At 71.4% G+C, this 24,420-nt stretch carries 22 protein-coding genes; 6 read left to right on the top strand and 16 right to left on the bottom strand.

Translation table 11 applies throughout. The features are described 5' to 3' along the window. Nucleotides 1–19: 19 nt before the first annotated feature. Both MAA44156_RS05420 and MAA44156_RS05415 read left to right on the top strand, forming a co-directional pair. Nucleotides 20–727 carry an LppX_LprAFG lipoprotein gene (locus tag MAA44156_RS05420; RefSeq protein ID WP_003877628.1) on the top strand — a complete coding sequence of 236 codons (708 nt, stop codon included), beginning with the start codon at nt 20–22 and terminating at the stop codon, nt 725–727. Further along, entirely contained in the window at nt 724–2,280 is a 1,557-nt protein-coding gene (locus tag MAA44156_RS05415; RefSeq protein ID WP_003872542.1) for an MFS transporter, read from the top strand. The genes MAA44156_RS05420 and MAA44156_RS05415 overlap by 4 nt, the downstream gene beginning before the upstream one ends. Here MAA44156_RS05415 and ribD read toward each other — a convergent pair. From ribD to fmt, 4 genes are all read right to left on the bottom strand, one after another. Next, nucleotides 2,277–3,302, bottom strand: a complete 1,026-nt coding sequence (ribD, locus tag MAA44156_RS05410) for a bifunctional diaminohydroxyphosphoribosylaminopyrimidine deaminase/5-amino-6-(5-phosphoribosylamino)uracil reductase RibD (RefSeq protein ID WP_009977647.1) — start codon at nt 3,300–3,302, stop codon at nt 2,277–2,279. The two genes, MAA44156_RS05415 and ribD, sit on opposite strands and share 4 nt — an antisense overlap. After that, complete coding sequence (gene rpe / locus MAA44156_RS05405; RefSeq protein WP_003872544.1) at nt 3,299–3,997, bottom strand: ribulose-phosphate 3-epimerase; 699 nt, start codon at nt 3,995–3,997, stop codon at nt 3,299–3,301. The genes ribD and rpe overlap by 4 nt, the downstream gene beginning before the upstream one ends. 167 nt (nt 3,998–4,164) lie before the next feature. Next, on the bottom strand, nt 4,165–5,559 hold the full coding sequence (locus MAA44156_RS05400; protein ID WP_121035584.1) for an RsmB/NOP family class I SAM-dependent RNA methyltransferase: 1,395 nt from the start codon (nt 5,557–5,559) through the stop codon (nt 4,165–4,167). Further along, nucleotides 5,556–6,503: a methionyl-tRNA formyltransferase gene (gene fmt / locus MAA44156_RS05395; protein WP_009977652.1), complete on the bottom strand. Its 948-nt coding sequence runs from the start codon at nt 6,501–6,503 to the stop codon at nt 5,556–5,558. The genes MAA44156_RS05400 and fmt overlap by 4 nt, the downstream gene beginning before the upstream one ends. 143 nt (nt 6,504–6,646) lie before the next feature. On the opposite strand from fmt, the gene MAA44156_RS05390 reads away from it, so the two are divergent. Next, the gene (locus MAA44156_RS05390; protein WP_009977653.1) at nt 6,647–7,474 is read left to right on the top strand and encodes a class I SAM-dependent methyltransferase; all 828 of its coding nucleotides are present in this window, start codon (nt 6,647–6,649) and stop codon (nt 7,472–7,474) included. 5 nt (nt 7,475–7,479) lie between these two features. Here the strand turns inward: MAA44156_RS05390 and MAA44156_RS05385 are convergent, their stop codons facing one another. The 3 genes from MAA44156_RS05385 to MAA44156_RS05375 all read right to left on the bottom strand — a co-directional run bounded on the left by MAA44156_RS05385 (nt 7,480) and on the right by MAA44156_RS05375 (nt 10,936). Continuing rightward, entirely contained in the window at nt 7,480–7,965 is a 486-nt protein-coding gene (locus tag MAA44156_RS05385; RefSeq protein ID WP_003872548.1) for a MarR family winged helix-turn-helix transcriptional regulator, read from the bottom strand. Nucleotides 7,966–8,092: 127 nt separating this feature from the next. Continuing rightward, entirely contained in the window at nt 8,093–10,117 is a 2,025-nt protein-coding gene (locus MAA44156_RS05380; RefSeq protein ID WP_196770369.1) for a primosomal protein N', read from the bottom strand. Nucleotides 10,118–10,144: 27 nt separating this feature from the next. After that, nucleotides 10,145–10,936 carry a lysoplasmalogenase gene (locus MAA44156_RS05375; protein WP_009977660.1) on the bottom strand — a complete coding sequence of 264 codons (792 nt, stop codon included), beginning with the start codon at nt 10,934–10,936 and terminating at the stop codon, nt 10,145–10,147. Between MAA44156_RS05375 and MAA44156_RS05370 the strand changes: the two genes are divergently transcribed. Further along, nucleotides 10,935–11,897, top strand: coding sequence for an esterase LipI (locus MAA44156_RS05370; protein WP_009977662.1), 963 nt, complete (start codon nt 10,935–10,937; stop codon nt 11,895–11,897). The two genes, MAA44156_RS05375 and MAA44156_RS05370, sit on opposite strands and share 2 nt — an antisense overlap. 45 nt (nt 11,898–11,942) lie before the next feature. Next, on the top strand, nt 11,943–13,424 hold the full coding sequence (locus MAA44156_RS05365) for a flavin-containing monooxygenase (RefSeq protein WP_009977664.1): 1,482 nt from the start codon (nt 11,943–11,945) through the stop codon (nt 13,422–13,424). A 160-nt stretch (nt 13,425–13,584) separates the two neighbouring features. Here the strand turns inward: MAA44156_RS05365 and metK are convergent, their stop codons facing one another. The 5 genes from metK to mihF all read right to left on the bottom strand — a co-directional run bounded on the left by metK (nt 13,585) and on the right by mihF (nt 17,651). After that, the gene (gene metK, locus MAA44156_RS05360; protein WP_003872553.1) at nt 13,585–14,796 is read right to left on the bottom strand and encodes a methionine adenosyltransferase; all 1,212 of its coding nucleotides are present in this window, start codon (nt 14,794–14,796) and stop codon (nt 13,585–13,587) included. Between the two features lie 96 nt (nt 14,797–14,892). Continuing rightward, nucleotides 14,893–16,155: a bifunctional phosphopantothenoylcysteine decarboxylase/phosphopantothenate--cysteine ligase CoaBC gene (coaBC, locus tag MAA44156_RS05355; protein WP_009977665.1), complete on the bottom strand. Its 1,263-nt coding sequence runs from the start codon at nt 16,153–16,155 to the stop codon at nt 14,893–14,895. Between the two features lie 21 nt (nt 16,156–16,176). Continuing rightward, entirely contained in the window at nt 16,177–16,503 is a 327-nt protein-coding gene (gene rpoZ, locus MAA44156_RS05350) for a DNA-directed RNA polymerase subunit omega (RefSeq protein ID WP_009977666.1), read from the bottom strand. Nucleotides 16,504–16,579: 76 nt separating this feature from the next. Then, nucleotides 16,580–17,251 carry a guanylate kinase gene (gene gmk, locus MAA44156_RS05345; RefSeq protein ID WP_023885675.1) on the bottom strand — a complete coding sequence of 224 codons (672 nt, stop codon included), beginning with the start codon at nt 17,249–17,251 and terminating at the stop codon, nt 16,580–16,582. An 85-nt stretch (nt 17,252–17,336) separates the two neighbouring features. Next, nucleotides 17,337–17,651: an integration host factor, actinobacterial type gene (gene mihF / locus MAA44156_RS05340; RefSeq protein ID WP_003872557.1), complete on the bottom strand. Its 315-nt coding sequence runs from the start codon at nt 17,649–17,651 to the stop codon at nt 17,337–17,339. A 478-nt stretch (nt 17,652–18,129) separates the two neighbouring features. Here mihF and MAA44156_RS05335 point away from each other — a divergent pair, with 478 nt between their 5' ends. Continuing rightward, complete coding sequence (locus MAA44156_RS05335) at nt 18,130–18,552, top strand: TOBE domain-containing protein (RefSeq protein ID WP_003872558.1); 423 nt, start codon at nt 18,130–18,132, stop codon at nt 18,550–18,552. A gap of 5 nt (nt 18,553–18,557) precedes the next feature. On the opposite strand, the gene pyrF is transcribed toward MAA44156_RS05335, so the two are convergent. Genes pyrF through MAA44156_RS05315 form a run of 4 tightly spaced genes read right to left on the bottom strand, consistent with a single transcriptional unit; the run spans nt 18,558 to nt 24,362 of the window. Further along, nucleotides 18,558–19,382, bottom strand: a complete 825-nt coding sequence (gene pyrF, locus MAA44156_RS05330) for an orotidine-5'-phosphate decarboxylase (protein WP_062897207.1) — start codon at nt 19,380–19,382, stop codon at nt 18,558–18,560. Further along, nucleotides 19,379–22,732: a carbamoyl-phosphate synthase large subunit gene (gene carB, locus MAA44156_RS05325; protein WP_009977670.1), complete on the bottom strand. Its 3,354-nt coding sequence runs from the start codon at nt 22,730–22,732 to the stop codon at nt 19,379–19,381. The genes pyrF and carB overlap by 4 nt, the downstream gene beginning before the upstream one ends. Further along, nucleotides 22,732–23,853, bottom strand: coding sequence for a glutamine-hydrolyzing carbamoyl-phosphate synthase small subunit (gene carA / locus MAA44156_RS05320; RefSeq protein ID WP_009977672.1), 1,122 nt, complete (start codon nt 23,851–23,853; stop codon nt 22,732–22,734). The genes carB and carA overlap by 1 nt, the downstream gene beginning before the upstream one ends. Then, the gene (locus MAA44156_RS05315; RefSeq protein WP_009977674.1) at nt 23,850–24,362 is read right to left on the bottom strand and encodes a PH-like domain-containing protein; all 513 of its coding nucleotides are present in this window, start codon (nt 24,360–24,362) and stop codon (nt 23,850–23,852) included. Before MAA44156_RS05315 ends, carA begins: the two co-directional genes overlap by 4 nt. Nucleotides 24,363–24,420: the final 58 nt, after the last annotated feature.

Below are 24,420 nucleotides of genomic sequence, written 5' to 3'. Positions count from 1 at the left end.
ACCCTCTACGATGCTGGGTATGCAGACCCGCCGCCGCCTATCGGCCGTTTTCGCATCCCTGACCCTCGCCACCGCCTTGATCGCCGGCTGCTCGTCGGGCTCGAAGCAGAGCGGTGCGCCGCTGCCCGACCCCACCAGCCTGGTCAAGCAGTCGGCCGACGCGACCAAGAACGTCAAGAGCGTGCACCTGGTGCTGAGCATCCAGGGCAAGATCTCCGGGCTGCCCATCAAGACGCTGACCGGTGACCTCACCACCACGCCGGCCACCGCCGCGAAGGGCAACGCCACGATCACCCTGGGCGGCTCGGACATCGACGCCAACTTCGTCGTCGTCGACGGCACCCTGTACGCCACCCTCACCCCGAACAAGTGGAGCGACTTCGGCAAGGCGTCCGACATCTACGACGTGTCGGTGCTGCTCAACCCCGACAACGGGCTGGGCAACGCGCTGGCGAACTTCAGCAACGCCAAGGCCGAGGGCCGCGAAACCATCAACGGTCAGAGCACCATCCGGATCAGCGGGAACGTCTCGGCGGACGCGGTGAACAAGATCATGCCGCAGTTCAACGCCACCCAGCCGGTGCCGAGCACCGTGTGGGTCCAGGAGACCGGCGACCACCAGCTGGTTCAGGCCAACCTGCAGAAGAGCTCCGGGAATTCCGTGCAGGTGACGCTGTCGAATTGGGGCGAGCAGGTCCAGGTCACCAAGCCCCCGGTGAGCTCGTGACCGCTCAAACCGGGCGTCGCGTCGCGATCAGCGCGGGCAGTCTGGCGGTGCTGCTGGGCGCCCTGGACGCCTACGTGGTCGTGACGATCATGCGCGACATCATGACCGACGTCCACATCCCGATCAATCAGCTGCAGCGCATCACCTGGATCATCACGATGTACCTGCTGGGCTACATCGCCGCCATGCCGCTGCTGGGCCGGGCGTCCGACCGGTTCGGCCGCAAGCTGGTGCTGCAGGTCAGCCTGGCGCTGTTCATGGTCGGCTCGGTGGTCACCGCGCTGGCCGGGCACTGGGGCGACTTCCACCTGCTGATCGGCGGCCGCACCATCCAGGGTGTGGCCAGCGGCGCGCTGCTGCCGGTCACGCTTGCGCTGGGCGCCGACCTGTGGGCGCAGCGTAACCGGGCCGGCGTGCTCGGCGGCATCGGCGCCGCCCAGGAACTCGGCAGCGTGCTCGGCCCGCTGTACGGGATCTTCATCGTCTTCCTGTTCCACGACTGGCGCTACGTGTTCTGGATCAACGTGCCGCTGACCCTGATCGCCATGGTGATGATCCAGTTCAGCCTGCCCTCGCACGAAAAGGTGGAGCAGCCCGAGAAGGTCGACCTGGTCGGCGGCGTGCTGCTGGCGGTCGCGCTGGGCCTGGCGGTGATCGGCCTGTACAACCCGGAGCCCGACGGCAAGCAGATCCTGCCCAGCTACGGGTTGCCGCTGGTGCTCGGCGCGGTCGTGGTGGGGATACTGTTTCTGCTCTGGGAGCGCTTCGCCCGTACGCGGCTGATCGAGCCGGCCGGGGTGCACTTCCGCCCGTTTTTGGCCGCGCTGGGCGCGTCCCTGTTCGCCGGCGCGGCGCTGATGGTGACGCTGGTGGACGTGGAGCTGTTCGGCCAGGGAGTGCTGGGCCAGGACCAAACCCAGGCCGCCGGGCTGCTGCTGTGGTTCTTGATCGCGTTGCCGATCGGCGCTGTACTGGGCGGGTGGATCGCCACCCGGGTCGGCGACCGGGCGATGACGTTCGTCGGGCTGCTCATCGCCGCCTACGGCTACTGGCTGATCCACTACTGGCGCCAGGACGTGTTGAGCCAGAAGCACAACGTGCTCGGGCTGTTCAGCGTCCCCGTGCTGCACGCCGACCTGTTGGTGGCCGGCGTCGGCCTGGGCCTGGTGATCGGGCCGCTGACCTCCGCCGCGCTGCGGGTGGTTCCGTCCGCCCAGCACGGCATCGCCTCGGCGGCCGTGGTGGTGGCCCGGATGACCGGCATGCTGATCGGTGTGGCCGCGCTGAGCGCGTGGGGCCTGTACCGGTTCAACCAGATCGTGGCGAACCTGACCGCCGCGATCCCGCCCAACGCCAGCCTGCTGGAGCGCATCGCCGCGCAGGGAACGATGTACCTCAAGGCGTTCGCCATGATGTACGGCGACATCTTCGCGGCCACCGTGGTGATCTGCATCGCCGGTGCACTGCTGGGCCTGTTGATCGGCGGCCGCAAGGAACACGCCGAGGAACCGGAAATCGTTGAGCCGCAAGCGGTCTCGCTGGGTGAGCGTTAGCCGCTGCGCGGCACCAGGCTGAGCAGCAGGTCGGGGCCCACCCGGTCGACCCCGTCGAACTGCCAGCGCAGCGCCTTCGCGATCGCCGGCACCCCGACGTCGTCGACCGCGGTGACCGGGCCACCCAGCAGGGTGGGCGCGAGGTAGACCAGGATCCGGTTCACCAGCCCGGCCCGCACGAACGCGCCGGCCAGGGTAGGGCCGCCCTCCAGCAGCACGTCGGTGCGGTCCGACACCGCCTTGAGCACCTCGGCGGGATCATGCGTGCGGATCACCATGGTCCGCGAATCGTCGTTGAGAACCTTTGCCTCCGAAGGTATTTCGCGCATCCCGACGACCACTCGCAGCGGCTGCCGGTCGGCCAGCGTGCCGTCGGGCAGCCGGGCGGTCAACGCCGGGTCGTCGGCCAGCACCGTGCCGGTCCCCACCACGATCGCGTCGGCGGCCGCGCGGCGGCGGTGCAGGTCCAGCCGCGAGACTTCGCTGGAAATCCATCGGCTGGACCCGTCGGCGGCCGCGCTGCGCCCGTCGACGCTGCTGGCGTATTTCCAGGTCAGATGCGGCAGCCCGGTGCGCTGCTTGTGCAGCCACTCCCGCAGCGGGCCGCCGGACACCTCGTCGGCCAGCAGCCCCGAGCGCACCGTCACGCCCGCCTCCTGGAGCCGACCGGCGCCGCCGGCGGCCTGCGGGTTCGGGTCGGCGATGGCGTAGACCACCGTGCTCACCCCGGCCTCCAGCAGCGCGTCCACGCACGGCGGCGTCTTGCCGTGGTGGTTGCACGGCTCGAGGGTGACGACGACGGTTCCGCCGGCGGCCAGGTCGCCGGCGCGGCGCAGCGCCAGGATCTCGGCGTGGTCGCCACCGGCCGGTTCGGTGCCGCCGACGCCGACCACCTCGCCGCGGCCGTCCAGGACGACGGCCCCCACCGGCGGGTTGGGATAGGTGTTGCCCTTGACCTGATTGGACTGTTCGATCGCCAGGCGCATCGCGGCGTCCAGGCGGTCGCCCAGCGACGCGGTCATCGACGCAGGTGCTGGGACGCGCCCAGGGCCTGCCGGCGCAGCGCCTCGACCGCTGCGGCCGGGTCGTCGGCGCCGTACACGGCCGACCCGGCGACGAAGCAGTCGACGCCGGCCTCGGCGGCCTGCTCGATGGTGTCGGCGTTGATGCCGCCGTCGATCTCGACCAGGATGGTCAGCTCCCCCGCGTCGATCAGCTTGCGGGCGGTGCGCACCTTGCCGAGGACTTCGGGGATGAAGCTCTGGCCGCCGAAGCCGGGCTCCACCGACATGATCAGCAGGGTGTCGAACTGCGGCAGGATCTCCAGGTACGGCTCCAGCGGGGTGCCCGGCTTCACGCTGATCCCCGCCTTGGCGCCGGCGGCGCGGATGTCGCGGGCGACGCCGATCGGGTTGTCGGTGGCCTCGGCGTGGAAGGTGACGTTGTGGGCGCCGGCCTCGGCGTAGGGCGGCGCCCAGCGGTCCGGGTTCTCGATCATCAGATGGCAGTCCATCGGGATGGTGGTGGTGGCCAGCAGGCTCTGGACCACCGGCAGCCCGATCGTGAGATTCGGCACGAAGTGGTTGTCCATCACGTCGACGTGCAACCAGTCGGCGCCGGTCACGGCGGCGGCTTCGTCGGCCAGCCGGGAGAAGTCGGCGGACAGGATCGACGGCGCGATCAGCGGTCCCCGCGGCTGTCCCGTGTTGCAAGGCATGAGCGCCAGACTACTGAAGCGGCGCCGCTCGGTTCACATCCGGAGACCGCGCTACTCCGCTTCGCGGCGCAGCGCGGACGCGGCCAGGTCCATTTGTGTCGCATCCGCGCTACTCCGCTTCGCGGCGCAGCGCGGACGCGGCCAGGTCCATTTGTGTCGCGGCCGCCCTACCCCGCTTCGCGGCGTAGCGCGGCCGCGAACATTGCGTCGGTGCCGTGTCGGTGCGGCCAGAGCTGAACATGCGGCCCGTCGCCCAGGTCGGCGACCGGCTCGAACAGCGGCCGGGCGTCCAGCGCGCTGACCGGGTGGCGGCGCAACGCGTCGGCGACCACGCCGACCGTCTCGGCCAGGTGCGGCGAGCAGGTCGCATAGAGCACCACCCCGCCCGGCCGGGTCAGCGCGATCGCGGCGCCCAGCAACTCGCGCTGCAGCTTGGTCAGCGTCGGCACGTCGCCGGGCTGCCGCCGCCACCGGGCCTCCGGCCGGCGGCGCAGCGCCCCCAGCCCGGTGCACGGCGCGTCGACGAGCACCCGGTCGAACGCCGGCTGCAGGCCGGTGTGCCGCCCGTCCACCCGCAGCACCTCGACCGGCAATCCGCGGGTGTTCTCGACCACCAGGTCCGCGCGACGCGGCGCCGGCTCGACCGCGGTGACCCGGAACTGTGGCCCCGAAAACCTTTGGGCGCCAAGGGAAGCCAGCAGAGCCGTCTTGCCGCCCGGCCCGGCGCACAGGTCCAGCCACCGTCCGCAGTCGCCGTCCACCGGGGCCAGCGTCAGCGCCCGGGCCACCAGTTGGCTGCCCTCGTCCTGGACCAGGGCCAGCCCGTCGCGCACCGGCGCCAGCCGGCCGGGGTCGCCGCCGGCCAGATACACCGCGAAGGGCGAGTGGCGGCCGACCGTGCCGCCCACCGCGTCGGCCAGCTCGGCGGCGGTCAGCGCGCCCGGTCGCGCCGCCAGATGCACCTGCGGTCGTTCGTCGTCGCTGGCCAGCACCGCGTCGAGTTCGGCCGCGGCGGCGCCCAGCGCGTCGGCGAAGGCCTGGGCGATCCACCGGGGATGGGCGTGCACGAACGCGGCGTGTCCGATCGGATCGCGGGCCGGGTCCGGGGCTAGCTCCTGCACCCAGGACCGCTCGTCGCGGCCGGCGATCCTGCGCAGCACCCCGTTGACGAAACCTGCTCGCGCCGAGCCGAATTCGATGGCGGCCTGCTCGACGGTGGTGGACACCGCGGCGTGGGCATCCACCCTGGTGCGCAGCAACTGGTAGGTGCCCAGGCGCAGCAGGTCGAGCAGCACCGGGTCGATGGCTTCCGGCGGGCGCCCGGCCGCCGCGCCGATGACCGCGTCCAGCAGGCCCCGGGTGCGGCAGGTGCCGTAGGTCAGCTCGGTGGCGAATGCGGCGTCACGGCCGGTGATTCCGCGCTCGCGCAGCAGTGCGGGCAGCGCCAGGTTCGCATACGCGTCGCGCTCGCTGACCGCCCTCAACACCTCGAAGGCCGCACCCCGGGCCGGGTCCAGCGGCCGGCGCCTCTTGCCGCGCCCCCGCTGCTGTGGCCGGCTCATGTGGCCCGCGCCGCGGGATCGAGCCGGGCGCCGCGCGCCCAGTCCACGGCGTTCATGAATTTCTTTCCGGGCGGCTGGATTTGACCCAACCGCACCGGATCGGATGCGGTGCCCACCCAGACGCTCTTGCGGTCGACGTGAATGGCGCCGGGCGGCAACGGTTCCGGCGGAGCGGGCAGGTCGGAGGCCGCGCCGAGCCGCACGGGTCCGAGTTTGATGCGCAGGTCGCCGATCACCGTCCAGGCGCCCGGGTTGGGCGTGACGGCGCGGATGCGGCGCTCCACCACCGGGGCCGGCAGGTCCCAGCGCACCCTGGCCTGCTCGACGGTGATCTTGGGCGCGATGCTGACGCCCTCGGCTGGTTGCGGTCGCGGCGTCAGCGTCGAGTCGGCGATGCCGTCCAGGGTGGCGGACAGCAGCTCCGCACCCGAAACCGCCAGTCGCGCAAGCAGTTCCCCGGCGGTGTCGGTAGGGCGGATCGCCTCGGTCACGACCCCGTAGATCGGGCCCGAGTCCAGGGCCGGCTCGATTCGGAACGTCGACGCCCCGGTGATGGTGTCCCCCGCCGCGATGGCCGCCTGCACCGGCGCCGCGCCGCGCCAGGCCGGCAGCAGCGAGAAGTGCAGGTTGATCCACCCGTGCGGGGGAACCGCCAGCAGCTCGTCGCGCAGCAGCGCGCCGTAGGCCACCACCGCGCAGCAGTCCGGCGCCAACTGCGCCAGTTCGGCGACGAATTCGGGCGAGTTTGGCCGCGCCGGCCGCAGCACCGGGATCCCGCGGTCGAGCGCCTCGCGGGCCACCGGCGACGGCTCGGGCTTGCCGCGCCGGCCGGAAGCGGCGTCGGGCCGGGTCAGCACGGCGATCACCTCGTGGCGCGGCGAGTCGAGGAGGCGACGCAGCGCCGGCAGCGCGGGTTCGGGCGTACCGGCGAAGACGAGGCGCACCAGCACAGTCTAGAAAGCCCCGGCGAAGCACGGCCGCGGCGCCGCCCAGAAATTGCGTGCGTACACTATTGCTTGTGGCTACTATTGCTCAGAGCAATTGTTTGTCCTCGCGACATCGCCTTTCCGTCCCACCAGGAGGCCAGATGACCCTCGACACCACCACTGCCGACGCTTCGGTGGCCGCCCGCCATCGCACGGTATGGGCGCTGGGCGACTACGCCCTGATGGCCGAGGAGGTGATGGCCCCGCTGGGTCCCACCCTGGTCGAGGCCGCCGGGATCGGGCCGGGCGTGCGGATCCTCGACGTCGCCGCCGGCTCGGGCAACATCACGTTGCCGGCCGCCGCCGCCGGCGCGTCCGTCGTATCCACCGACCTCACCCCCGAGCTGCTGCAGCGGTCGCGGGCCAGGGCCGCCGGCTTGGGGCTGACGATCGACTACCGGGAGGCCAATGCGCAGGCGCTGCCGTTCGGCGACGGCGAGTTCGACGCGGTCGTCTCCGCGATCGGCGTGCAGTTCGCCCCCGACCACCAGCGCGCCGCCGACGAGCTGGTCCGGGTGTGCCGGCCGGGCGGACGGATCGGGCTGATCAGCTGGACCCCGGAAGGCTTCTTCGGCCGGATGCTGGCCACCATTCGGCCCTACCGTCCCAGCCTGTCGCATCCGGTGCCGCCGGCGGCGCTGTGGGGCCGCCCGGGTTATGTGCGCGCGCTGCTGGGCGAGCGGATCGGCGAGATCACCACCGCGCGGGGCATGTTGCCAGTGAACCGGTTTGGCAGCGCCGAGGACGTGCACGCCTACTTCAAGCAGCACTACGGCCCGACGATCGAGGCGTACGCGAACATCGGCCACAACCGGGTGCTGGCCGCCGAACTTGACGCCCAGCTCGTCGAACTCGCCGCGCAGCACCTTACCGACGGCACCATGGGCTGGGAGTACCTGCTCGTCACCGCCGAAAAGCGAAGCGGCTGAACGGTTTACAGGTCGATCTCGGCGTCCAGGTGGACGTCGGGCTCGCCCCCGGCAGCGGTGAAGGCGGTCAGCGCGCGCACCAGGCCGTGCCGCTCCGCGGGCGGCATCTTCGCCACGATGGCCGCGATCTCGGCGCGCCGGTGCGCGGTGACCTGGTGCACGACGTCGCGGCCGCGGGTGGTCAGCGCGGCGAGCAGCTCGCGCCGCGAGGTCGGGTGCGGCAGGCGATCGATCAGCCCCGCGGCCACCAACCGGTCGACCATCCGCCCGGTGGCCGACGGTTGCACACCCAGCAGCCCGGCCAGGGTGGCCAGGTTGACCGGGCCGCGGTTGGACAGGATGACCAGGGTCCGGAACTGCGGGATGGTGATGGTCTCGTCGACCTGCCCGACCGAGCGGGCCGAGATGGCCATCAGCAAACGGGAGGCCGTCAGCAAAGCGTCGGTGATCGCGTCCAGCGACTCGTCAACCGTGGTGTGGTCCGCGGCCATATCGCCCCTCTCGGGATGGTCTCCGGCCTGTCGGCGGCGAAGGAAAGAAAGTGTAGCAACCTTCTAATGTCGTAAACAGTGATTATTGCATGCGCATACTATCGCCTAGGTTAACGGTTTGTGGCGGTCAGCCGATGTGCAGCGGGTCGATCTGCACCCGGGCCGGTTCGTGGGTTTGCCGGGCGCTGAGCACGCCGACGCCGCGGCGCAGCGCCGCCGCCAGCGCCAGGCCGTCGCGGCGCGGCACCCGCACCAGCATCCGCGTCACCGGGGCGCCGGGCGGGGTTCCCGCCGGGCGGCGCGCCCCGGGCGGCAGGTCCACCGGCCCGAGCAGGTCGGCGTGCAGGGTTTGCCCGCCGGTCAGTCCGGCCTCATCCAGCAGCGCGTTCACCGCGGCCGGGGTTCCGTCGACGGCGGCCATGTGCACGCTGGGCGGCAGCCCGACCTCGGCCCGCGCGGTCAGCTCGGATTCCGCGTGGCCCACCGGATCCCAGCGGATCAGCGATTGCACGGTGGGAAGCGACGATTCGGCGACCACCATCACCACCCCGCCGTCCCCGCGGGGCCGCACCAGCGCGGCGGCGGTCATCCAGCGCCACAACGCGTCCTCGGCCGCGCGCAGGTCCTGCCGGCCCAGCAGCGCCCAGGTGTCCAACAGCAACGCCGCCCCGTAGTCGCCGCGCGCCCGCGGTTCGGCCCCCGGCGTGGCGACCACCAGCGCGGGCCCGTCGGCGACCTCGGGCACGACGGCGTCGCCCGACGAGGTGATCACCGTCGTGCCCGCAAACGCGCGGCCGAGCTCCTCGGCGGTGCGGCGGGCGCCGACGACGACGGCGCGCACCGCGTCGGAGCCGCACCGCGCGCACCGCCGCGTCGGGTCGACGCGCCCGCACCAGCGGCAGACCAGCCCCGCGTCGCCCTCCCCCGGCGACTCGGCCAGCGAGAGCGGCCCCGTGCAGTGCCGGCAGCGGGCGATGGTGCGGCAGCGCGCGCAGGCCAGCGACGGGACGTAGCCCCGACGCGGCACTTGCACCAGCACCGGCGCCCCGTCCTGCAGCGCCGAGCGGGCCGCGCGCAGCGCGACGGACGGGATGCGCGCGGTGCGCGCCGCCGGGTCGCGCTCGTCGGCGTAACCCGTGTCGTCGAGCGCGATCACCCGCGGGGTGCGGGCCCGCACCACCGGCCGGGCGGCGACGATGTCGTGCGCCCAGCCGCTGCGCACCAGCGCCTGGGCCTCCGCGGTGCGCGCGTAACCGCCGATCAGCGCGGCGCAGCGGGCCTGGTGCGCACGCAGCATCGCCACCTCGCGGGCGTGCGGATAGGGCGCCCGCGGCTCGGCCAGGCTGTCGTCGGCGTCGGCCCACACCATCACCAGGCCCAGGTCGCTCAGCGGCGCGAACACCGCGCTGCGGGTGCCGATCACCACCCGCGCGCTGCCGCGCAGCGCCGCCAGCCAGCGCCGGTACCGGGCGGCCGGGCCCAGCCCGGCCGACAGGGCGACCACGCCGGCCGCGTCGATGCGGGTCGTCACGGCGTGGCTGAGCGCGTCCAGATCGCGCTGGTCGGGGACGATCGCCAGCACCGACCGGCCGGCGCGCACGGTCTGGGCGGCGGCCTCGGCGAATCGGTCCGTCCACGGCTCGCCCGGCAGCGCCTGCCAGACCCCCCGGGCGGCCCGCGACTCGGCCAGCGCGGCCAGGAACTGGACGCCGCGGCCGTAGCCGTCCCAGCCGGACGGGTCGACCGGCGCCGGCATCGGTATGCCGGCCGCAGCCCGGGCCTCCCGCTCCACCCTGGCGTGCCGGGCCGGCACCGCCAGCCGCAACACGTCGGGGCGGGTCCCCGCGTAGCGGGCCGCCACCGCGTCGACCAGCCGGCGGATCTCCGCCGTCAGCACCGGCTCAGGCGACACCACCCGATCCAGCCAACCCAGCTTGCCCTGGTGGTCGGTGTCGTGGCGGCGCTCCAGCAGGAACCCGTCGACCAGCCGGCCGTGGAAGCGCACCCGCACCCGCACGCCCGGCTGGGCGTCGTCGGACTGCTCGGCCGACACCAGGTAGTCGAATTCGCGGTCCAGATGCGGCACCGACAGCATCGGCAGGACCCGGGCGATGGGTTCCACCTCGACCGGCGTGCGCGGACCCGGGCTCACGGCTTCCCTGGGCCGCGAAACACGTTGCTACTCAACGGGTTCCGCGGCATCACCGGTCGCGTCGCCGGTCGCTTCACCGGCCGCGTCGCCGGCCGCTTCGCGACCGAAGAAGAATCCCGCCGTGATCAGGATCTGGGCCGCCGCGTACGCCCACCAGATCGGCACCGCCAGCGCCTCGTTGCCCAGGATGAACCGGCCGATGGCGATCATCGAGTCCGACGCCGCGAAACACACCGCGCCCACCGCCGTCCAGATCGTCGGCAGTTTCGCCAGCAGCGCCGCGCACACCATGGCGGTCAGCACCACGATGTACAGCGTGACCGGCAGCGTCAGCTTGTCCGGGCCCAGACGCGGCCAGAACCAGACCAGCAACCCGATCGACGCCAGGCACATCAGGACCGCCGCGGCGATCCGCGGCGTCGACGGCCGACCGGGCCCGGACGCGCCGGAGGGCAGCGGGACCAGCGGCAGCAGGACGCCGATGAAACACATGTGCGCGAACAGAAACGCCGCCAGGCCGACCAGGAAGGACAGCGTCCACCACGGCAGGGCGAGCACCCAGTCGCCGACCGCCGACAGCAGCAGCGCCGGCATCAGCCAGCGCCGCTCCCGCACCTGTCCGTGCCCGGCGGCGGCCAGCGTCAGCAGCAACGCCATCGAGGCCTTGAACGCCGGCTGCAACACCCAGTGCCCGGTCAGCTCCACCCCCGGCGGGGAGCGCAGCGCCAGCACGGTCAGATAGATGCCGTAAGCCAGGGCCACCCAGCCGGCCACCACCCAGGCGCCGGCGACCAGACGGGGTGCGTACGGTACCTCCATGCCCCGCTTGGACAACCCTGCCGACGAGAAACCCGGGATCGACCCCATCCTGCAGAAGGTACTGGATGCGGTTCCCTTCCGGCTATCCACCGAGGACGGAATCGACGCAGCCCGGCAGCAGTTCCGCGACCTGCCGCGCCGGCCGCTGCATCCCGAGCTGCGGGTCGAGGACCGCATCATCCCCGGCCCGCAGGGCCCGATCGCGGTCCGGATCTATTGGCCGCCAAGCCATTCCGAGAACCGCCCGGCGCCGGTGGTGCTGTACTTCCACGGCGGCGGTTTCGTCATCGGCGACCTGGACACCCACGACGGCACGGCCCGCCAGCACGCGGTCGGCGCCGGGGCGATCGTGGTGTCGGTGGACTACCGGCTGGCCCCCGAACACCCCTACCCCGCCGCGGTCGAAGATGCTTGGGCCGCAACGCTTTGGGCGGCCGAGAACGCGGCCGGGCTGCACGGCGACCCGGGCCGGATCGCCGTGGCCGGGGATTCGGCCGGCGGCACCCTCGCCGCCGTGACGGCGCAGCGGGCCCGCGACTGCGGGGGGCCGCCGGTGCGGTTCCAGCTGCTGTGGTACCCGTCGACCATGTGGGACGCCTCGCTGCCCTCCTTCGCCGAAAACGCCACCGCGCCGATCCTCGACGTCAAGGCCGTCGCCGAGTTCTCCCGGTGGTACGCGGGCGATGTCGACCTGTCCGACCCGCCGGCCGACATGGCGCCGGGACGGGCGACGGACCTGAGCAATCTGCCACCGGCCTACATCGGGGTGGCCGGGTATGACCCGCTGCGCGACGACGGCATCCGCTACGGCGAGCGGCTGGCGGCCGCCGGTGTCGCCGCGCAGGTGCACAACGCCGAGACGCTGGTGCACGGCTACCTGGGCTATGCCGGTGTGGTGCCGGCGGCCACCGCCGCGATGGAGCGCGGCCTGGTCGCGCTGCGAACCGCCCTGCAGGGCTGAGGCCCGGGCGTACGGTGGATCCATGACACAGCCAGGCGGGCACCGATGAGCTCACCAGCAGTTCCCGACCACCACACGCTGATCATCGGCGCGGGATTCTCCGGCATCGGCGCGGCCATCAAGCTGGACAAGGCGGGGCTGCCCGACTACCGGGTGATCGAGGCCGGCGACGGGGTGGGCGGCACCTGGCACTGGAACACCTATCCCGGTATCGCCGTGGATATTCCGTCGTTCTCCTACCAGTTCTCCTTCGAGCAGAGCCGGCACTGGTCGCGCACCTACGCGCACGGCCGCGAGCTCAAGGCCTACGCCGAGCACTGCGCCGACAAGTACGGCATCCGCTCGCGAATCCGGTTCAACACCAAGGTGTTAGCCGCCGAGTTCGACGACGAACAGCGGCTGTGGCGGGTGCACACCGATCCCGGCGGCACTGTCACCGCCCGGTTCCTGATCAGCGCCTGCGGCGTGCTGACCGTGCCGAATCTGCCCGACATCGACGGGGTGGACTCGTTCGGCGGCATCACGATGCACACCGCGCGGTGGGACCACGGCCAGGACCTGTCCGGCAAGCGCGTCGCGGTGATCGGCACCGGGGCCTCGGCCGTGCAGGTGATCCCCGAGATCGCGCCAATCGTCAAGTCGCTCACCGTGTTTCAGCGCACCCCGATCTGGTGCTTCCCGAAACTGGACGTCCCGCTGCCGGCGCCGGCGCGCTGGGCGATGCGCATTCCCGGCGGCAAGTCCGTGCAGCGGCTGCTCAGCCAGGCCTACGTGGAGGTCACCTTCCCGATCTCGGCGCACTATTTCACGGTGCTTCCGCTGGCCAAGCGGATGGCCACGCTGGGGAAGTCGTATCTGCGCCAACAGGTTCGCGACCCGGAGGTGCGCGAGAAGCTCACCCCGAAATACGCGGTCGGCTGCAAGCGCCCCGGCTTCCACAACGGCTACCTGGCCACCTTCAACCGGGACAACGTGCGGCTGGTCACTGACAAGATCACGCCCGACGCGGTGGCCACCACCGACGGCGAACACCACCGGATCGACGTGCTGATCCTGGCCACCGGCTTCAAGGTGATGGACCCCGACAACGTGCCCACCTTCGCGGTGACCGGGCCCGGTGGGCGCTCGCTCAGCCGGTTCTGGGACGAGCACCGGTTGCAGGCCTACGAAGGGGTATCGGTTCCGGGTTTTCCCAACCTGTTCACGGTGTTCGGGCCGTACGGTTACGTCGGCTCGTCGTATTTCGCGCTGATCGAGGCGCAGACCCATCACATCGTGCGCTGCCTGAGGCGGGCCGAGCGCCTCGGCGCGGCCCGTGTCGAGGTCAGCGAGGAAGCCAACGCCCGCTACTTCGCCGAGATGATGCGCCGGCGGCACCGGCAGATCTTCTGGCAGGACAGCTGCAAGCTGGCCAACAGCTACTACTTCGACAAGAACGGCGACGTGCCGCTGCGACCCGGCACCACGCCCGAAGTGTATTGGCGCAGTAGGCGATTCAGCCTCGACGACTACCGGTTCAGCGCTTAGCGTCCGGCGCTTGACGAGCGTGCCTTGCTCGCCGTGCTCGACGAGCGTGAAGTTAAGTTCACGCTCGGAGCCGAGCGTGAAGCTAGCTTCACGCTCGGCACGATGCGGCAAGACGCGGCAGGGCGCGACGCGGCGCGACTCGGCGGAAGCCCGAGACGGGTCAGACGGCGCGCTTGAGCTCGTCGACCTTGTTCAGCTGTTCCCAGGGCAGTTCGACGTCGGTGCGGCCGAAGTGCCCGTAGGCGGCGGTCTGCGCGTAGATCGGGCGCAGCAGGTCCAGGTCGCGGATGATCGCGCCGGGCCGCAGGTCGAACACCTCGGGCACGATCTTCTCGATCTTGACCGGGTCGACGGTCGCGGTGCCGAAGGTCTCCACGAACAGGCCCACCGGGGCGGCCTTGCCGATGGCGTAGGCCACCTGCACCTCCACCCGCTCCGCCAGCCCGGCGGCGACGATGTTCTTGGCCACCCAGCGCATCGCGTACGCCGCGGACCGGTCCACCTTCGACGGGTCCTTGCCGGAGAAGGCGCCGCCGCCGTGGCGGGCCCAGCCGCCGTAGGTGTCGACGATGATCTTGCGGCCGGTCAGCCCCGCGTCGCCCATCGGGCCGCCGACGACGAACTTGCCGGTCGGGTTGACCAGCAACCGCGTCGAGGAGGTGTCCAGGGTGTCGTGCGCCAGGTCGTCGAGCACAGTGTTGAGCACCTTTTCCCGGATGTCGGGGGTCAGGGTGTTCTCCAGGTCGATGTCGGCCGCGTGCTGGGTGGACACCACCACGGTGTCCAGCCGGACGGGAACGTCGTCCTCGTATTCGATGGTGACCTGCGTCTTGCCGTCCGGGCGCAGGTAAGGCAGCACGCCGCTCTTGCGGACCTCGGTCAGCCGGCGCGACAGCCGGTGCGCCAGCGCGATCGGCAGCGGCATCATCTCCGGGGTGTCCTTGATGGCGTAGCCGAACATCAGGCCCTGGTCGCCGGCGCCCTGGGCGTCCAGCGGGTCGGCCGCGCCCTCGACGCGGGTCTCGTGGGCGGTGTCGACGCCCTGGGCGATGTCGGGTGATTGCGCGCCGATGCCGATGTTCACCCCGCAGGAGGCGCCGTCGAAGCCCTTGTCCGAGGAGTCGTAGCCGATGTCGAGGATGCGCTCGCGCACCGTGTTGGTGATGTCGGCGAACGCCTCCTTGGCCGTCGTCGTCACCTCGCCGACCACGTGCACCTGCCCGGTGGTGACCAGGGTCTCGACCGCGACACGTGAGCGGGGGTCCTGCGCCAGCAGCGCGTCGAGCACCGAGTCGCTGATCGCGTCACAGATCTTGTCGGGATGTCCCTCCGTCACCGACTCACTGGTAAACAGGCGACCCTTTTCGCTCACAATCCCAATCCTTCCAAATAGTTAGGTAGCCGAATTATATCGGCTGGCGTCGGCCCGGCCCACAGCGGTCCCGGCGCCGAGAAGCACTCGACCGTGTTATCCGCCGTCCCCGCGCAGAAAGGCGGCGATCGCATCCACGATACGACTGGCCATCAGCGTCTTGGAGCCGTGCTGCAGCGCCGACTCGGTCCCATCGGCCGCCAGCAGCCAGCCGTCGTTGCTGTCCACCTCGAAGGCCCGGCCCTCGCCCACCGCGTTGACCACCAACAGGTCACAGCCCTTGTTGCGCAGCTTGGCGCGGGCGTGAAACAGCACGTCCCCGTTGGCGTCTCCGGTCTCGGCGGCGAATCCCACGATGGCCCGCAGGTTGGGCAGCTCGCCGTGGGCGCGCGCCCGCACCGCGCCGGCCAGCACGTCGTCGTTGCGGACCAACTCGATCGTCGGTGCCTCGACACCCTTTTTGATCTTGGCGGCGGCAACCCGGGCGGGCCGGAAGTCGGCGACGGCGGCGGCCATCACCAGCACGTCGGCGTCGGCCGCGTGCTTGGACACCGCGTTGCCCAGCTGCTCCGCCGAGCTGACGTGCACCACCTCGACCCCGGCGGGGTCGATCAGTCCGGCGGTGTGCCCGGCGATCAGCGTGACCTCGGCGCCGCGCTGGGCGGCCACCCGGGCCACCGCGTAGCCCTGCTTGCCGGAGCTGCGGTTGCCGATGAAGCGGACCGGGTCGACGGGTTCGCGGGTGCCGCCGGCGGTGACCACCATCTTGCAGCCGGCCAGGTCGTAGGGCAGCGCGTCGTGGCGTTCCAGCAGCAGCTGGGCCAGGGTGGTGATCTCCTCGGCCTCGGGCAGCCGGCCCGACCCGCTGTCGGTGCCGGTGAGCCGCCCGGCGGCGGGCTCGAGCACCACCGCCCCGCGGCGGCGCAGCGTGGCCACGTTGTCGACGGTGGCCGGGTGCAGCCACATCTCGGTGTGCATCGCCGGCGCGAACAGCACCGGACATCGGGCGGTGAGCAGGGTGGCGGTCAGCAGGTCGTCGGCCCGGCCGTGCACCGCCCGCGCCAGCAGGTCGGCGGTGGCCGGTGCCACCACCACCAGGTCGGCCTGCTTGCCCAGCTGCACGTGCGGCACCTCGGGCACGTCGTCGAAGACGCCGGTGTGCACCGGCTGGCCGGACAGCGCCTCGAAGGTGGCGGCGCCGACGAAGCGCAGCGCGGACTCGGTGGGGATGACCCGGACCGAATGACCGGCCTCAGACAGCTGGCGGACGACGGTGCACGCCTTGTAGGCGGCGATGCCGCCGGAGACGCCGACGACGATCCTCGCGGCCCGTGTAAAAGCCCGATTGCGGTCGTACACAGCGCGCCCGGCCCGGCCCCGTTACTCGCCCTCGGTGTGCTCGAGCAGGTCGCCGTGGATCTCGCGCAGCGCGATCGAAAGCGGCTTCTCCTGCAGCCCCGGCTCGACGAGCGGGCCCACGTATTCGAGGATGCCCTCGCCGAGCTGGTTGTAGTAGTCGTTGATCTGGCGGGCCCGCTTGGCCGCGTAGATGACCAGCGCGTACTTGCTCGAGACGCGGTCCAGCAGCTCGTCGATGGGCGGGTTGGTGATGCCCAGCGGGGTGTCGTAGGCGCCCGGGCCCCCGGCGGACGGATCGAACCGGTCGGGGACGGCGGCCAGCGCCGCGTCGGACTGCGAGTTAGTCACGTAGGTCAATCTCCTGGCGGATTGGAGCGGCTCGTCGCTACCGGAAAGCCACTGAAAAATATTGAGGATTCGGTGCTCAATCGGGATGGGAGGTGGTCTGGCGCCCGGTCCGGCCAGACGTATCGTGCCGGTCCGGCGCAGTTCCCACCAGCAAGGATACCAATTCGGCGCAGGCAGACTCCAATCGACTGTTGACCACCACCCGGTCGAAGTCGTGTTGGGCCGCCATTTCGACGCGGGCGGTCTGCAGGCGCCGGGCGATGACCTCCGGGGTTTCGGTGCCCCGGCCGATCAGCCTGGCCTCCAGGTCCTCCCAGCTGGGCGGGGCCAGGAACACGGTGAGCGCCTCGGGCATCGCCTTCTTCACCGCCCGGGCGCCGGCCAGGTCGACCTCGATCAGCACCGGGCAGCCCCGCGCGACGGCGGCCCGCACCGGCGCGGCCAGGGTGCCCGACCGGTGCAGCCCGGAGTGGATTTCGGCCCACTCCAGCAGCGCGCCCTCGTCGATGAGCTGCTGGAATCGGGCGGGGCTGACGAAGTGGTAGTCGACGCCGTCGACCTCGCCCGGCCGCGGTGCCCGCGTCGTGGCCGAGACGGAGAAATGCAGGTTGGGGACCCGCTCGCGCAGGCACCGAACCACTGTCGATTTGCCGACCGCGGAGGGACCGGACAGCACGACCACACGTCCGTCACCTGATGGTTCGGGACGCGTCTCATGCCGGACGTCCGGTCCCCCGTCGGCAGTCACGGGCGCCCCCGGTCGGATGCGCCCACGGCTCGGGTCCGATGGCCCGCCTCCTCAGGCCGTGCGGCCTGCATCGTCGGCGGGCGGGTTAGGAGCCGAACTTTTCCAGCAGAGCCTTGCGCTGACGATCGCCGAGACCGCGCAGGCGGCGGGTGGGGGCGATCTCCAACTCAGTCATGATTTCCTGCGCCTTGACTTTGCCCACCTTGGGCAACGCCTCGAGAAGCGCCGAAACCTTCATCTTGCCCAAGACTTCGTCGGTCTCGGCGTCCTTGAGCACCTGACTGAGGTTGGTGCCGCCGCGCTTCAGCCGGTCTTTGAGCTCGGCTCGGGCTCGACGTGCGGCAGCCGCCTTCTCCAACGCGGCCGCGCGCTGCTCGTCGGTCAACTGGGGAAGGGCCACGATTCCTCCGTATCTGATCAATCAATCTCAATCGATCTCTTTGTGTCTCTGCCGGGTACTTCAGCCAGCGGAGACGACCGTACTCAGGCCTCCTGACGAAATCTAACCCGCCCCCCTGCTTAACGGGGCAAACTCCCAGCATGTACCGGCGTGTGGGGGGCCGCGGCGACGTGGCGTGCGACGTCGATCGAGGTTGCGCGCGGCGCCGCCGGGGCGGCTCCCGCATGGTCGTTTCGGGCCGCCGCCGCGCCCGCGACCTGCGGCTTTGACGTTTCCCGGCGGCGTGGGCCCGCGGCGCCGGGGTGGTTGCGCGACGCGGCACCGGCTGCTGCGGGCGCCCGGTGCGACGGATCACGCATTCGTCACGGCGTGTCGCGCGTGTCGCGCTGCTGGTCGATAGCGGGTCGATCGCCGGTCACGGCGGGTCTCGGCTTCGCTTGCGGCCGATCCGGGGGCCGCGATCGGATACCATCGGGGCGTGTCGAACCTGCGAATTCGCCAGGCGGCTGAGCTGCTCGGCGTCAGCGACGACACGGTGCGCCGCTGGATCAACCAGGGCGCATTGGAGGTCGGTCACGACGCCGCCGGCCGCAAGGTGATCGCCAGCGAGGACCTGGCCCATTTCTCCCGCACCAACGCCCCCGCCCCGCCGGCCGACCCGCTCAGCATCGGCAGTTCGGCCCGCAACCGGTTCGTGGGCCTGGTCACCTCTGTGGTCAGCGACAAGGTGATGACCCAGGTGGAGATGCAGTGCGGCCCGTTCACCGTGGTGTCGCTGATGAGCACCGAGGCCGCCGAGGAGCTGCAGCTGCGCCCCGGCAGCGTCGCGGTGGCCGTCGTCAAGGCCACCACCGTCATCGTGGAAACCGCCCGGCCCAGCACGACCGTCGCGTCGGACTGAGGCCGCTACACGTCCAGGTAGGCGACGGCGTCCAGCATCCGGTCGGCCGCCGCGCGCAGCTCCGCCACGTCGGGGCCGGCCCGCAGCACCTCGCGGGCCACCGCGGGCAGCAGCTGCCCCGGTTCCGCCCCGCCCAGCCCGGCCAGCGCCTCGGGCCGCCCGCCCTGCACGCCGAGCCCGGGCACCAGCACCGGGCCGCCCAGCGCGCTCAGATCGGGCGGCTGCAGCACCGTCGCCCCCACCACGACGCCGACGTAGCCGGGCCCGGCCGGGTTCGTCGACCGATTCACCACCGCCGCCTGGTCGACCACCAGCTGGGCCACCGTGCGGCCGTCGAAGGCGGCCCGCTGCACGGTGGCGCCCTCCGGGTTGGAGGTGGCCGCCAGCACGAACACCCCGCGGTCGTGCGCGGCGGCGGCTTCCAGCAGCGGCCGCAGCGAGCCGAACCCCAGGTAGGGCGAGGCCGTCACCGCGTCGGCGGCCAGCGGCGAGTCACCGGCCCAGGCGGCGGCGTAGGCGGCCATGGTGGTGCCGATGTCGCCGCGCTTGGCGTCGGCCAGCACCAGCACCCCGGCCGACCGCAGCGCGGCGATGGTGCGTTCGAGCACCGCGAATCCGGCCGCGCCGTAGGCCTCGAAGAACGCCACCTGCGGCTTGACGACCGCGAATCCGGCGAACGCCTCGACGCAGATGTCGCAGAAGGCGGCCAGCCCGTCGGCCGTGGTCGGCAGGTCCCACGCCCGCAGCAGCTCGGGGTGCGGGTCGATGCCCACGCACAGCGGCCCGCGTTGCGCTTTCGCGGCGGCCAGCCGGGCGCCGAACCCGGTCACCGCGGCCCCTTGTCCGAGGCGATCTGGCTGTGCAGTTCCTGCAGGCTGCGCACCCCGATGTCGCCGCGGATGCCGGCCTCGATGCCCTGCACGGCGGCCGAGGCGCCCTGCACGGTGGTCACGCAGGGAATGTTGACCGACACTGCGGCGGAACGGATTTCGTAGCCGTCGATGCGTGGGCCGGAGTTGCCGTAGGGCGTGTTGATCACCATGTCGACCTCGCCGGCCTTGATCGCGTCGACGGCCGACATCTCGGGGCGGCCGGGCTGCGGGTCCTCGAAGTGCTTGCGCACCTCGTCGCAGGGAATCCCGTTGCGGCGCAACATCTCCGCGGTGCCCTCGGTGGCCAGCACCCGGAAACCCAGGTCGGCCAGCCGTTTGACCGGGAACACCAGTGAGCGCTTGTCCCGGTTGGCGACCGACACGAACACGGTGCCCTGGGCCGGCAGCGACCCGTAGGCGGCGGTCTGGCTCTTGGCGAAGGCGCTGCCGAAGTCGCGGTCGATCCCCATCACCTCGCCGGTGGACTTCATCTCCGGTCCGAGCAGCGAGTCGATGCCGGCACCCTCCACGGTGCGGAACCGGTGGAAGGGCAGCACCGCCTCCTTGACCGCGATCGGGGCGTTCAGCGCGGCGTGCGCGCCGTCCCCGGACGCGGCCAGCATGCCCTCCGCGCGAAGCTGGGATATGGTGGCGCCCAACATGATCCGCGCACACGCCTTGGCCAGCGGGATGGCGGTGGCCTTCGACACGAACGGCACCGTGCGGCTGGCCCGCGGGTTGGCTTCCAGCACGTAGAGCACGTCGTCCTTGAGCGCGTACTGCACGTTGAGCAGCCCCACCACCCCGATGCCGTGCGCGATGGCCTCGGTGGCGCGGCGCACCTTCTCGATGTCGCTGCGGCCCAACGTCACCGGCGGCAGGGCGCACGCCGAGTCGCCGGAGTGGATGCCGGCCTCCTCGATGTGCTCCATGATGCCGCCGATGTACACCTCGGTGCCGTCGCACAGCGCGTCCACGTCGATCTCGACCGCGTCCTCGAGGAAGCGGTCGACCAGAACCGGGTGCTCGGGTGAGAGCTCGGTGGCGCGGGTGATGTAGTCGCGCAGCGTCTCCTCGTCGTAGACGATCTCCATGCCCCGGCCGCCCAGCACGTAGGACGGCCGCACCAGCACCGGGTAGCCGATGTCCTCGGCGATCCGGCGGGCCTGGGCGAAAGTCGTTGCGGTGCCGTACTTCGGCGCGGGCAGGCCGGCCGCGGTCAGCACGTCGCCGAAGGAGCCGCGGTCCTCGGCCAGGTCGATGGCCTCCGGCGGGGTGCCCACGATCGGCACGCCCGCGTCGGCGAGGCGTTGCGCCAGCCCGAGCGGGGTCTGCCCGCCGAGCTGCACGATGACGCCCACCACGCCCGGACCGCCGGCGCCGGACTGCTGCTCGGCCCGGAACACCTCGAGGACGTCCTCGAAGGTCAGCGGCTCGAAATACAGCCGGTCGGCGGTGTCGTAGTCGGTGGACACCGTCTCGGGGTTGCAGTTGACCATCACGGTCTCGAAACCGGCCTGGCTCAACGTCGTCGCGGCATGCACGCAGCTGTAGTCGAATTCGATGCCCTGGCCGATCCGGTTGGGGCCCGAGCCGAGGATGAGCACCTTCGGCCGCTGCGGCTGCGGGGCGACCTCGGTCTCGGCGGCCGGGTCGAGTTCGTAGCTGCTGTAGTGGTAGGGGGTCTTGGCCTCGAACTCGGCCGCGCAGGTGTCGACCGTCTTGTACACCGGGTGCACCCCGAGGCGTTCGCGCAGCGACCGCACCCCGTTCTCGCCGGCCAATTCCGGTCGCAGCGCGGCGATCTGGCGGTCCGACAGGCCGTGGTGCTTGGCCCGCCGCAGCAGGTCGGCGTCCAGCACGGGGGCGCCGATCAGCTCGCCGCGCAGCGCGACGAGTTCGCCGATCTGCGCGATGAACCACGGGTCCACGCCGCTGGCCTGCGCGACCCGTTCCACCGGGGCGCCCAGCCGCAGCGCCAGCTCGAGGTCGTAGAGCCGGCCCTCGGTGGGCGTCTGCAGCCGGGCCAGCACGTCGTCGAGGCCGCCGTCGGGGTCGGGCTTGGTCCAGAATCCGGCGCGGCTGGTCTCCAGCGAGCGCATCACCTTGCCCAGCGCCTCGATGAAGTTGCGGCCCAACGACATTGCCTCGCCGACGGATTTCATGGTGGTGGTCAGCGTGGGGTCGGCGCCGGGGAACTTCTCGAACGCGAACCGCGGCGCCTTGACCACCACGTAGTCCAGGGTGGGCTCGAAGCAGGCCGGCGTCTCCTTGGTGATGTCGTTGACGATCTCGTCCAGGGTGTAACCGATGGCCAGCTTGGCGGCGATCTTGGCGATCGGGAATCCGGTGGCCTTGGAGGCCAGCGCGCTCGAGCGCGACACCCGGGGATTCATCTCGATGACGATCAGCCGGCCGTCTTTGGGGTTCACCGCGAACTGGATGTTGCAGCCGCCGGTGTCCACCCCGACCTCGCGCAGGATCGCGATGCCCAGGTCGCGCATCCGCTGGTATTCGCGGTCGGTGAGCGTCATCGCCGGGGCGACGGTGACCGAGTCGCCGGTGTGCACGCCCATCGGGTCGACGTTCTCGATCGAGCACACCACGACGACGTTGTCGTTGCCGTCGCGCATCAGCTCGAGCTCGAATTCCTTCCAGCCGTAGATGGATTCCTCGATCAGCACGTTGGCGCTGGGGCTTTCGGCCAGCCCGGCGCCGGCCATCCGGTCGACCTCCTCGACGGAGCGCGCCATCCCCGAGCCCAGGCCGCCCATGGTGAAGCTGGGCCGCACCACCACCGGCAGGCCCAGCTCGGCGACGGTCTCGCGCACCTCGTCCATGGTGAAACACACTCGGCTGCGGGCGGATTCACCGCCGACCTTGGCGACGATGTCCTTGAACCGCTGCCGGTCCTCGCCGCGCTGGATGGCGTCGAAGTCGGCGCCGATCAGTTCCACCCCGTAGCGGTCCAGCGCCCCGTTCTCGTACAGCGCGACGGCGGTGTTCAGCGCGGTCTGCCCGCCCAGGGTGGCCAGCAGCGCGTCGATCTTGTTGCCCCGCTCGGCCTGCTGCGCGATCACCCGTTCGACGAAGGCCGGCGTGATGGGCTCGACGTAGGTGTGGTCGGCGTACTCCGGATCGGTCATGATCGTGGCCGGGTTGGAGTTGACCAGGCTGACCTGCAGGCCCTCGGCCTTGAGCACCCGGCAGGCCTGGGTGCCGGAATAGTCGAACTCGCAGGCCTGCCCGATCACGATCGGGCCCGAGCCGATCACCAGGACGTGGTTGAGGTCGGTGCGCCGGGGCACTAGCGGTCCCCTTCCATCAGCTCGATGAATTGGTCGAAGAGGTAGTTCGCGTCGTGCGGGCCGGCCGCCGCCTCCGGGTGGTACTGCACCGAAAATGCCCGTCCGTCAGCGAGTTTCACGCCCTCCACCACCCCGTCGTTGGCGCAGGTGTGGCTGACCACCGCCGCGCCGAACGGCGTGTCGAAGGCCTGGCCGGCCTCGCCCTGCAGCGCGAAGCCGTGGTTCTGCGCGGTCACCGCCACCCGCCCGGTGGCGTGGTCGATCACCGGGATGTTGATGCCGCGGTGACCGAACACCATCTTGTAGGTGGACAGGCCCAGCGCCCGGCCCAGGATCTGGTTGCCGAAACAGATGCCGAACAATGGGATTCCGGCGCCCAGCACCTCGCGGGTGACCGCCACGATGTGGTCGGCGGTGGCGGGGTCGCCGGGCCCGTTGGACAGGAACACGCCGTCCGGCCTGAGGTCGGCGATCTGCTCGAAGGTCGCCGACGAGGGCAGCACGTGGCTGCGGATGCCGCGACGGGCGAAGTTGCGCGGCGTGTTGGTTTTGATGCCCAGGTCCAGGGCGGCGACGGTAAACCGCGGCGGCCCTTCGGGTTCCACGATGTAGGCGTCCGGCGTGCTGACCTCGCCGGCCAGGTCGGCGCCCAGCATGGACTGCTGGCCGCGCACCCGCTGCACCAGTTCGTCCGGATCGGCCAGGGCGTCACCGGAGAACACCCCCGCCTTCATCGAACCGCGGGTCCGCAGGTGGCGCACCACCGCGCGGGTGTCGATGCGAGCGATGCCCACGATGCGCTGGCGGATCAGCTCGTCCTCCAGGCTTCCGGTGGCGCGCCAGTTGGACACGCGCGGCGACGGGTCGCGCACCGCGTAGCCGGCCACCCAGATCTTGTCGCCGCGGCTCTCGGCGTCCTCGCCGTTCCAGCCGGTATTGCCGATCTGCGGCGCGGTGGCCACCACGATCTGGCGGTGGTAGCTGGGGTCGGTCAACGTCTCCTGGTAGCCGGACATGCCGGTGGAAAACACGGCCTCGCCCAGGGTTTGGCCGATCGCCCCGAACGGTGTGCCGGTGAAGACGCGGCCGTCCTCGAGCACCAGTTGCGCCTTGCCACTCACGAACGCCGCTCCTCCCGCCCCGGCTGCAGCCAGCCGTCGTATTCGCCCCGGTTGTTGGCCCGGAAGCCGGTGTCGATCTCCACGCCCGACGGCAGCCGCCACCGGATCGCCAGAATCGAGTTGCGGGCCGCGACCTTTCCGGCCATGCCCCGCTCGGTGCGGACCGCGCTGATCGACTGCTGGGGGATCCAAATCGGGGTGGCGCGAATGCGTTCCAGCAGGATCCCCTCCGGGTAGCGGGTCAGCGCCGCCTTGCTCCGGTAGCCCAGATCGCCGGCCGTCACCCGGTCGTTCCAGGCCGGCGACAGGGTGCACCCGACATAGACGCCCTGCAGGGTGGCCGTCGCGGTGCCGACCTTGTCGGGCACCCCGGGCAGCTCGCCGATCAGCTCGGCCTGCCGCCGGGCGCGGCGCACCCAGCCGCGCATCATCAGCTGGATCACGACCGCGATCACCACCACCAGCACGGCCGCGAAGATCAGCGAGCCCACCAGCGTGCCGGAATTCATTGGCCCCGCTCCTCCTCAGTGCCGCCGCTCATGCGGCGCACCGCATCCTCGCCGGCGC

Origin of the sequence: Mycobacterium avium subsp. avium, assembly GCF_009741445.1 — a bacterium.
GTDB classification, from domain to species: domain Bacteria; phylum Actinomycetota; class Actinomycetes; order Mycobacteriales; family Mycobacteriaceae; genus Mycobacterium; species Mycobacterium avium.
This window is presented reverse-complemented; position numbering and strand designations above follow the sequence as displayed.

What these genes read in the sequence shown, in the direction of transcription:
- MAA44156_RS05420 (WP_003877628.1), top strand. Translation starts at nt 20, where the DNA reads ATGCAGACCCGCCGCCGCCTATCGGCCGTTTTCGCATCCCTGACCCTC.
- ribD (WP_009977647.1), bottom strand. Translation starts at nt 3,302, where the DNA reads ATGACCGCGTCGCTGGGCGACCGCCTGGACGCCGCGATGCGCCTGGCG.
- rpe (WP_003872544.1), bottom strand. Translation starts at nt 3,997, where the DNA reads ATGCCTTGCAACACGGGACAGCCGCGGGGACCGCTGATCGCGCCGTCG.
- MAA44156_RS05400 (WP_121035584.1), bottom strand. Translation starts at nt 5,559, where the DNA reads ATGAGCCGGCCACAGCAGCGGGGGCGCGGCAAGAGGCGCCGGCCGCTG.
- MAA44156_RS05390 (WP_009977653.1), top strand. Translation starts at nt 6,647, where the DNA reads ATGACCCTCGACACCACCACTGCCGACGCTTCGGTGGCCGCCCGCCAT.
- MAA44156_RS05385 (WP_003872548.1), bottom strand. Translation starts at nt 7,965, where the DNA reads ATGGCCGCGGACCACACCACGGTTGACGAGTCGCTGGACGCGATCACC.
- MAA44156_RS05370 (WP_009977662.1), top strand. Translation starts at nt 10,935, where the DNA reads ATGCCCCGCTTGGACAACCCTGCCGACGAGAAACCCGGGATCGACCCC.
- MAA44156_RS05375 (WP_009977660.1), bottom strand. Translation starts at nt 10,936, where the DNA reads ATGGAGGTACCGTACGCACCCCGTCTGGTCGCCGGCGCCTGGGTGGTG.
- MAA44156_RS05365 (WP_009977664.1), top strand. Translation starts at nt 11,943, where the DNA reads ATGAGCTCACCAGCAGTTCCCGACCACCACACGCTGATCATCGGCGCG.
- MAA44156_RS05315 (WP_009977674.1), bottom strand. Translation starts at nt 24,362, where the DNA reads ATGAATTCCGGCACGCTGGTGGGCTCGCTGATCTTCGCGGCCGTGCTG.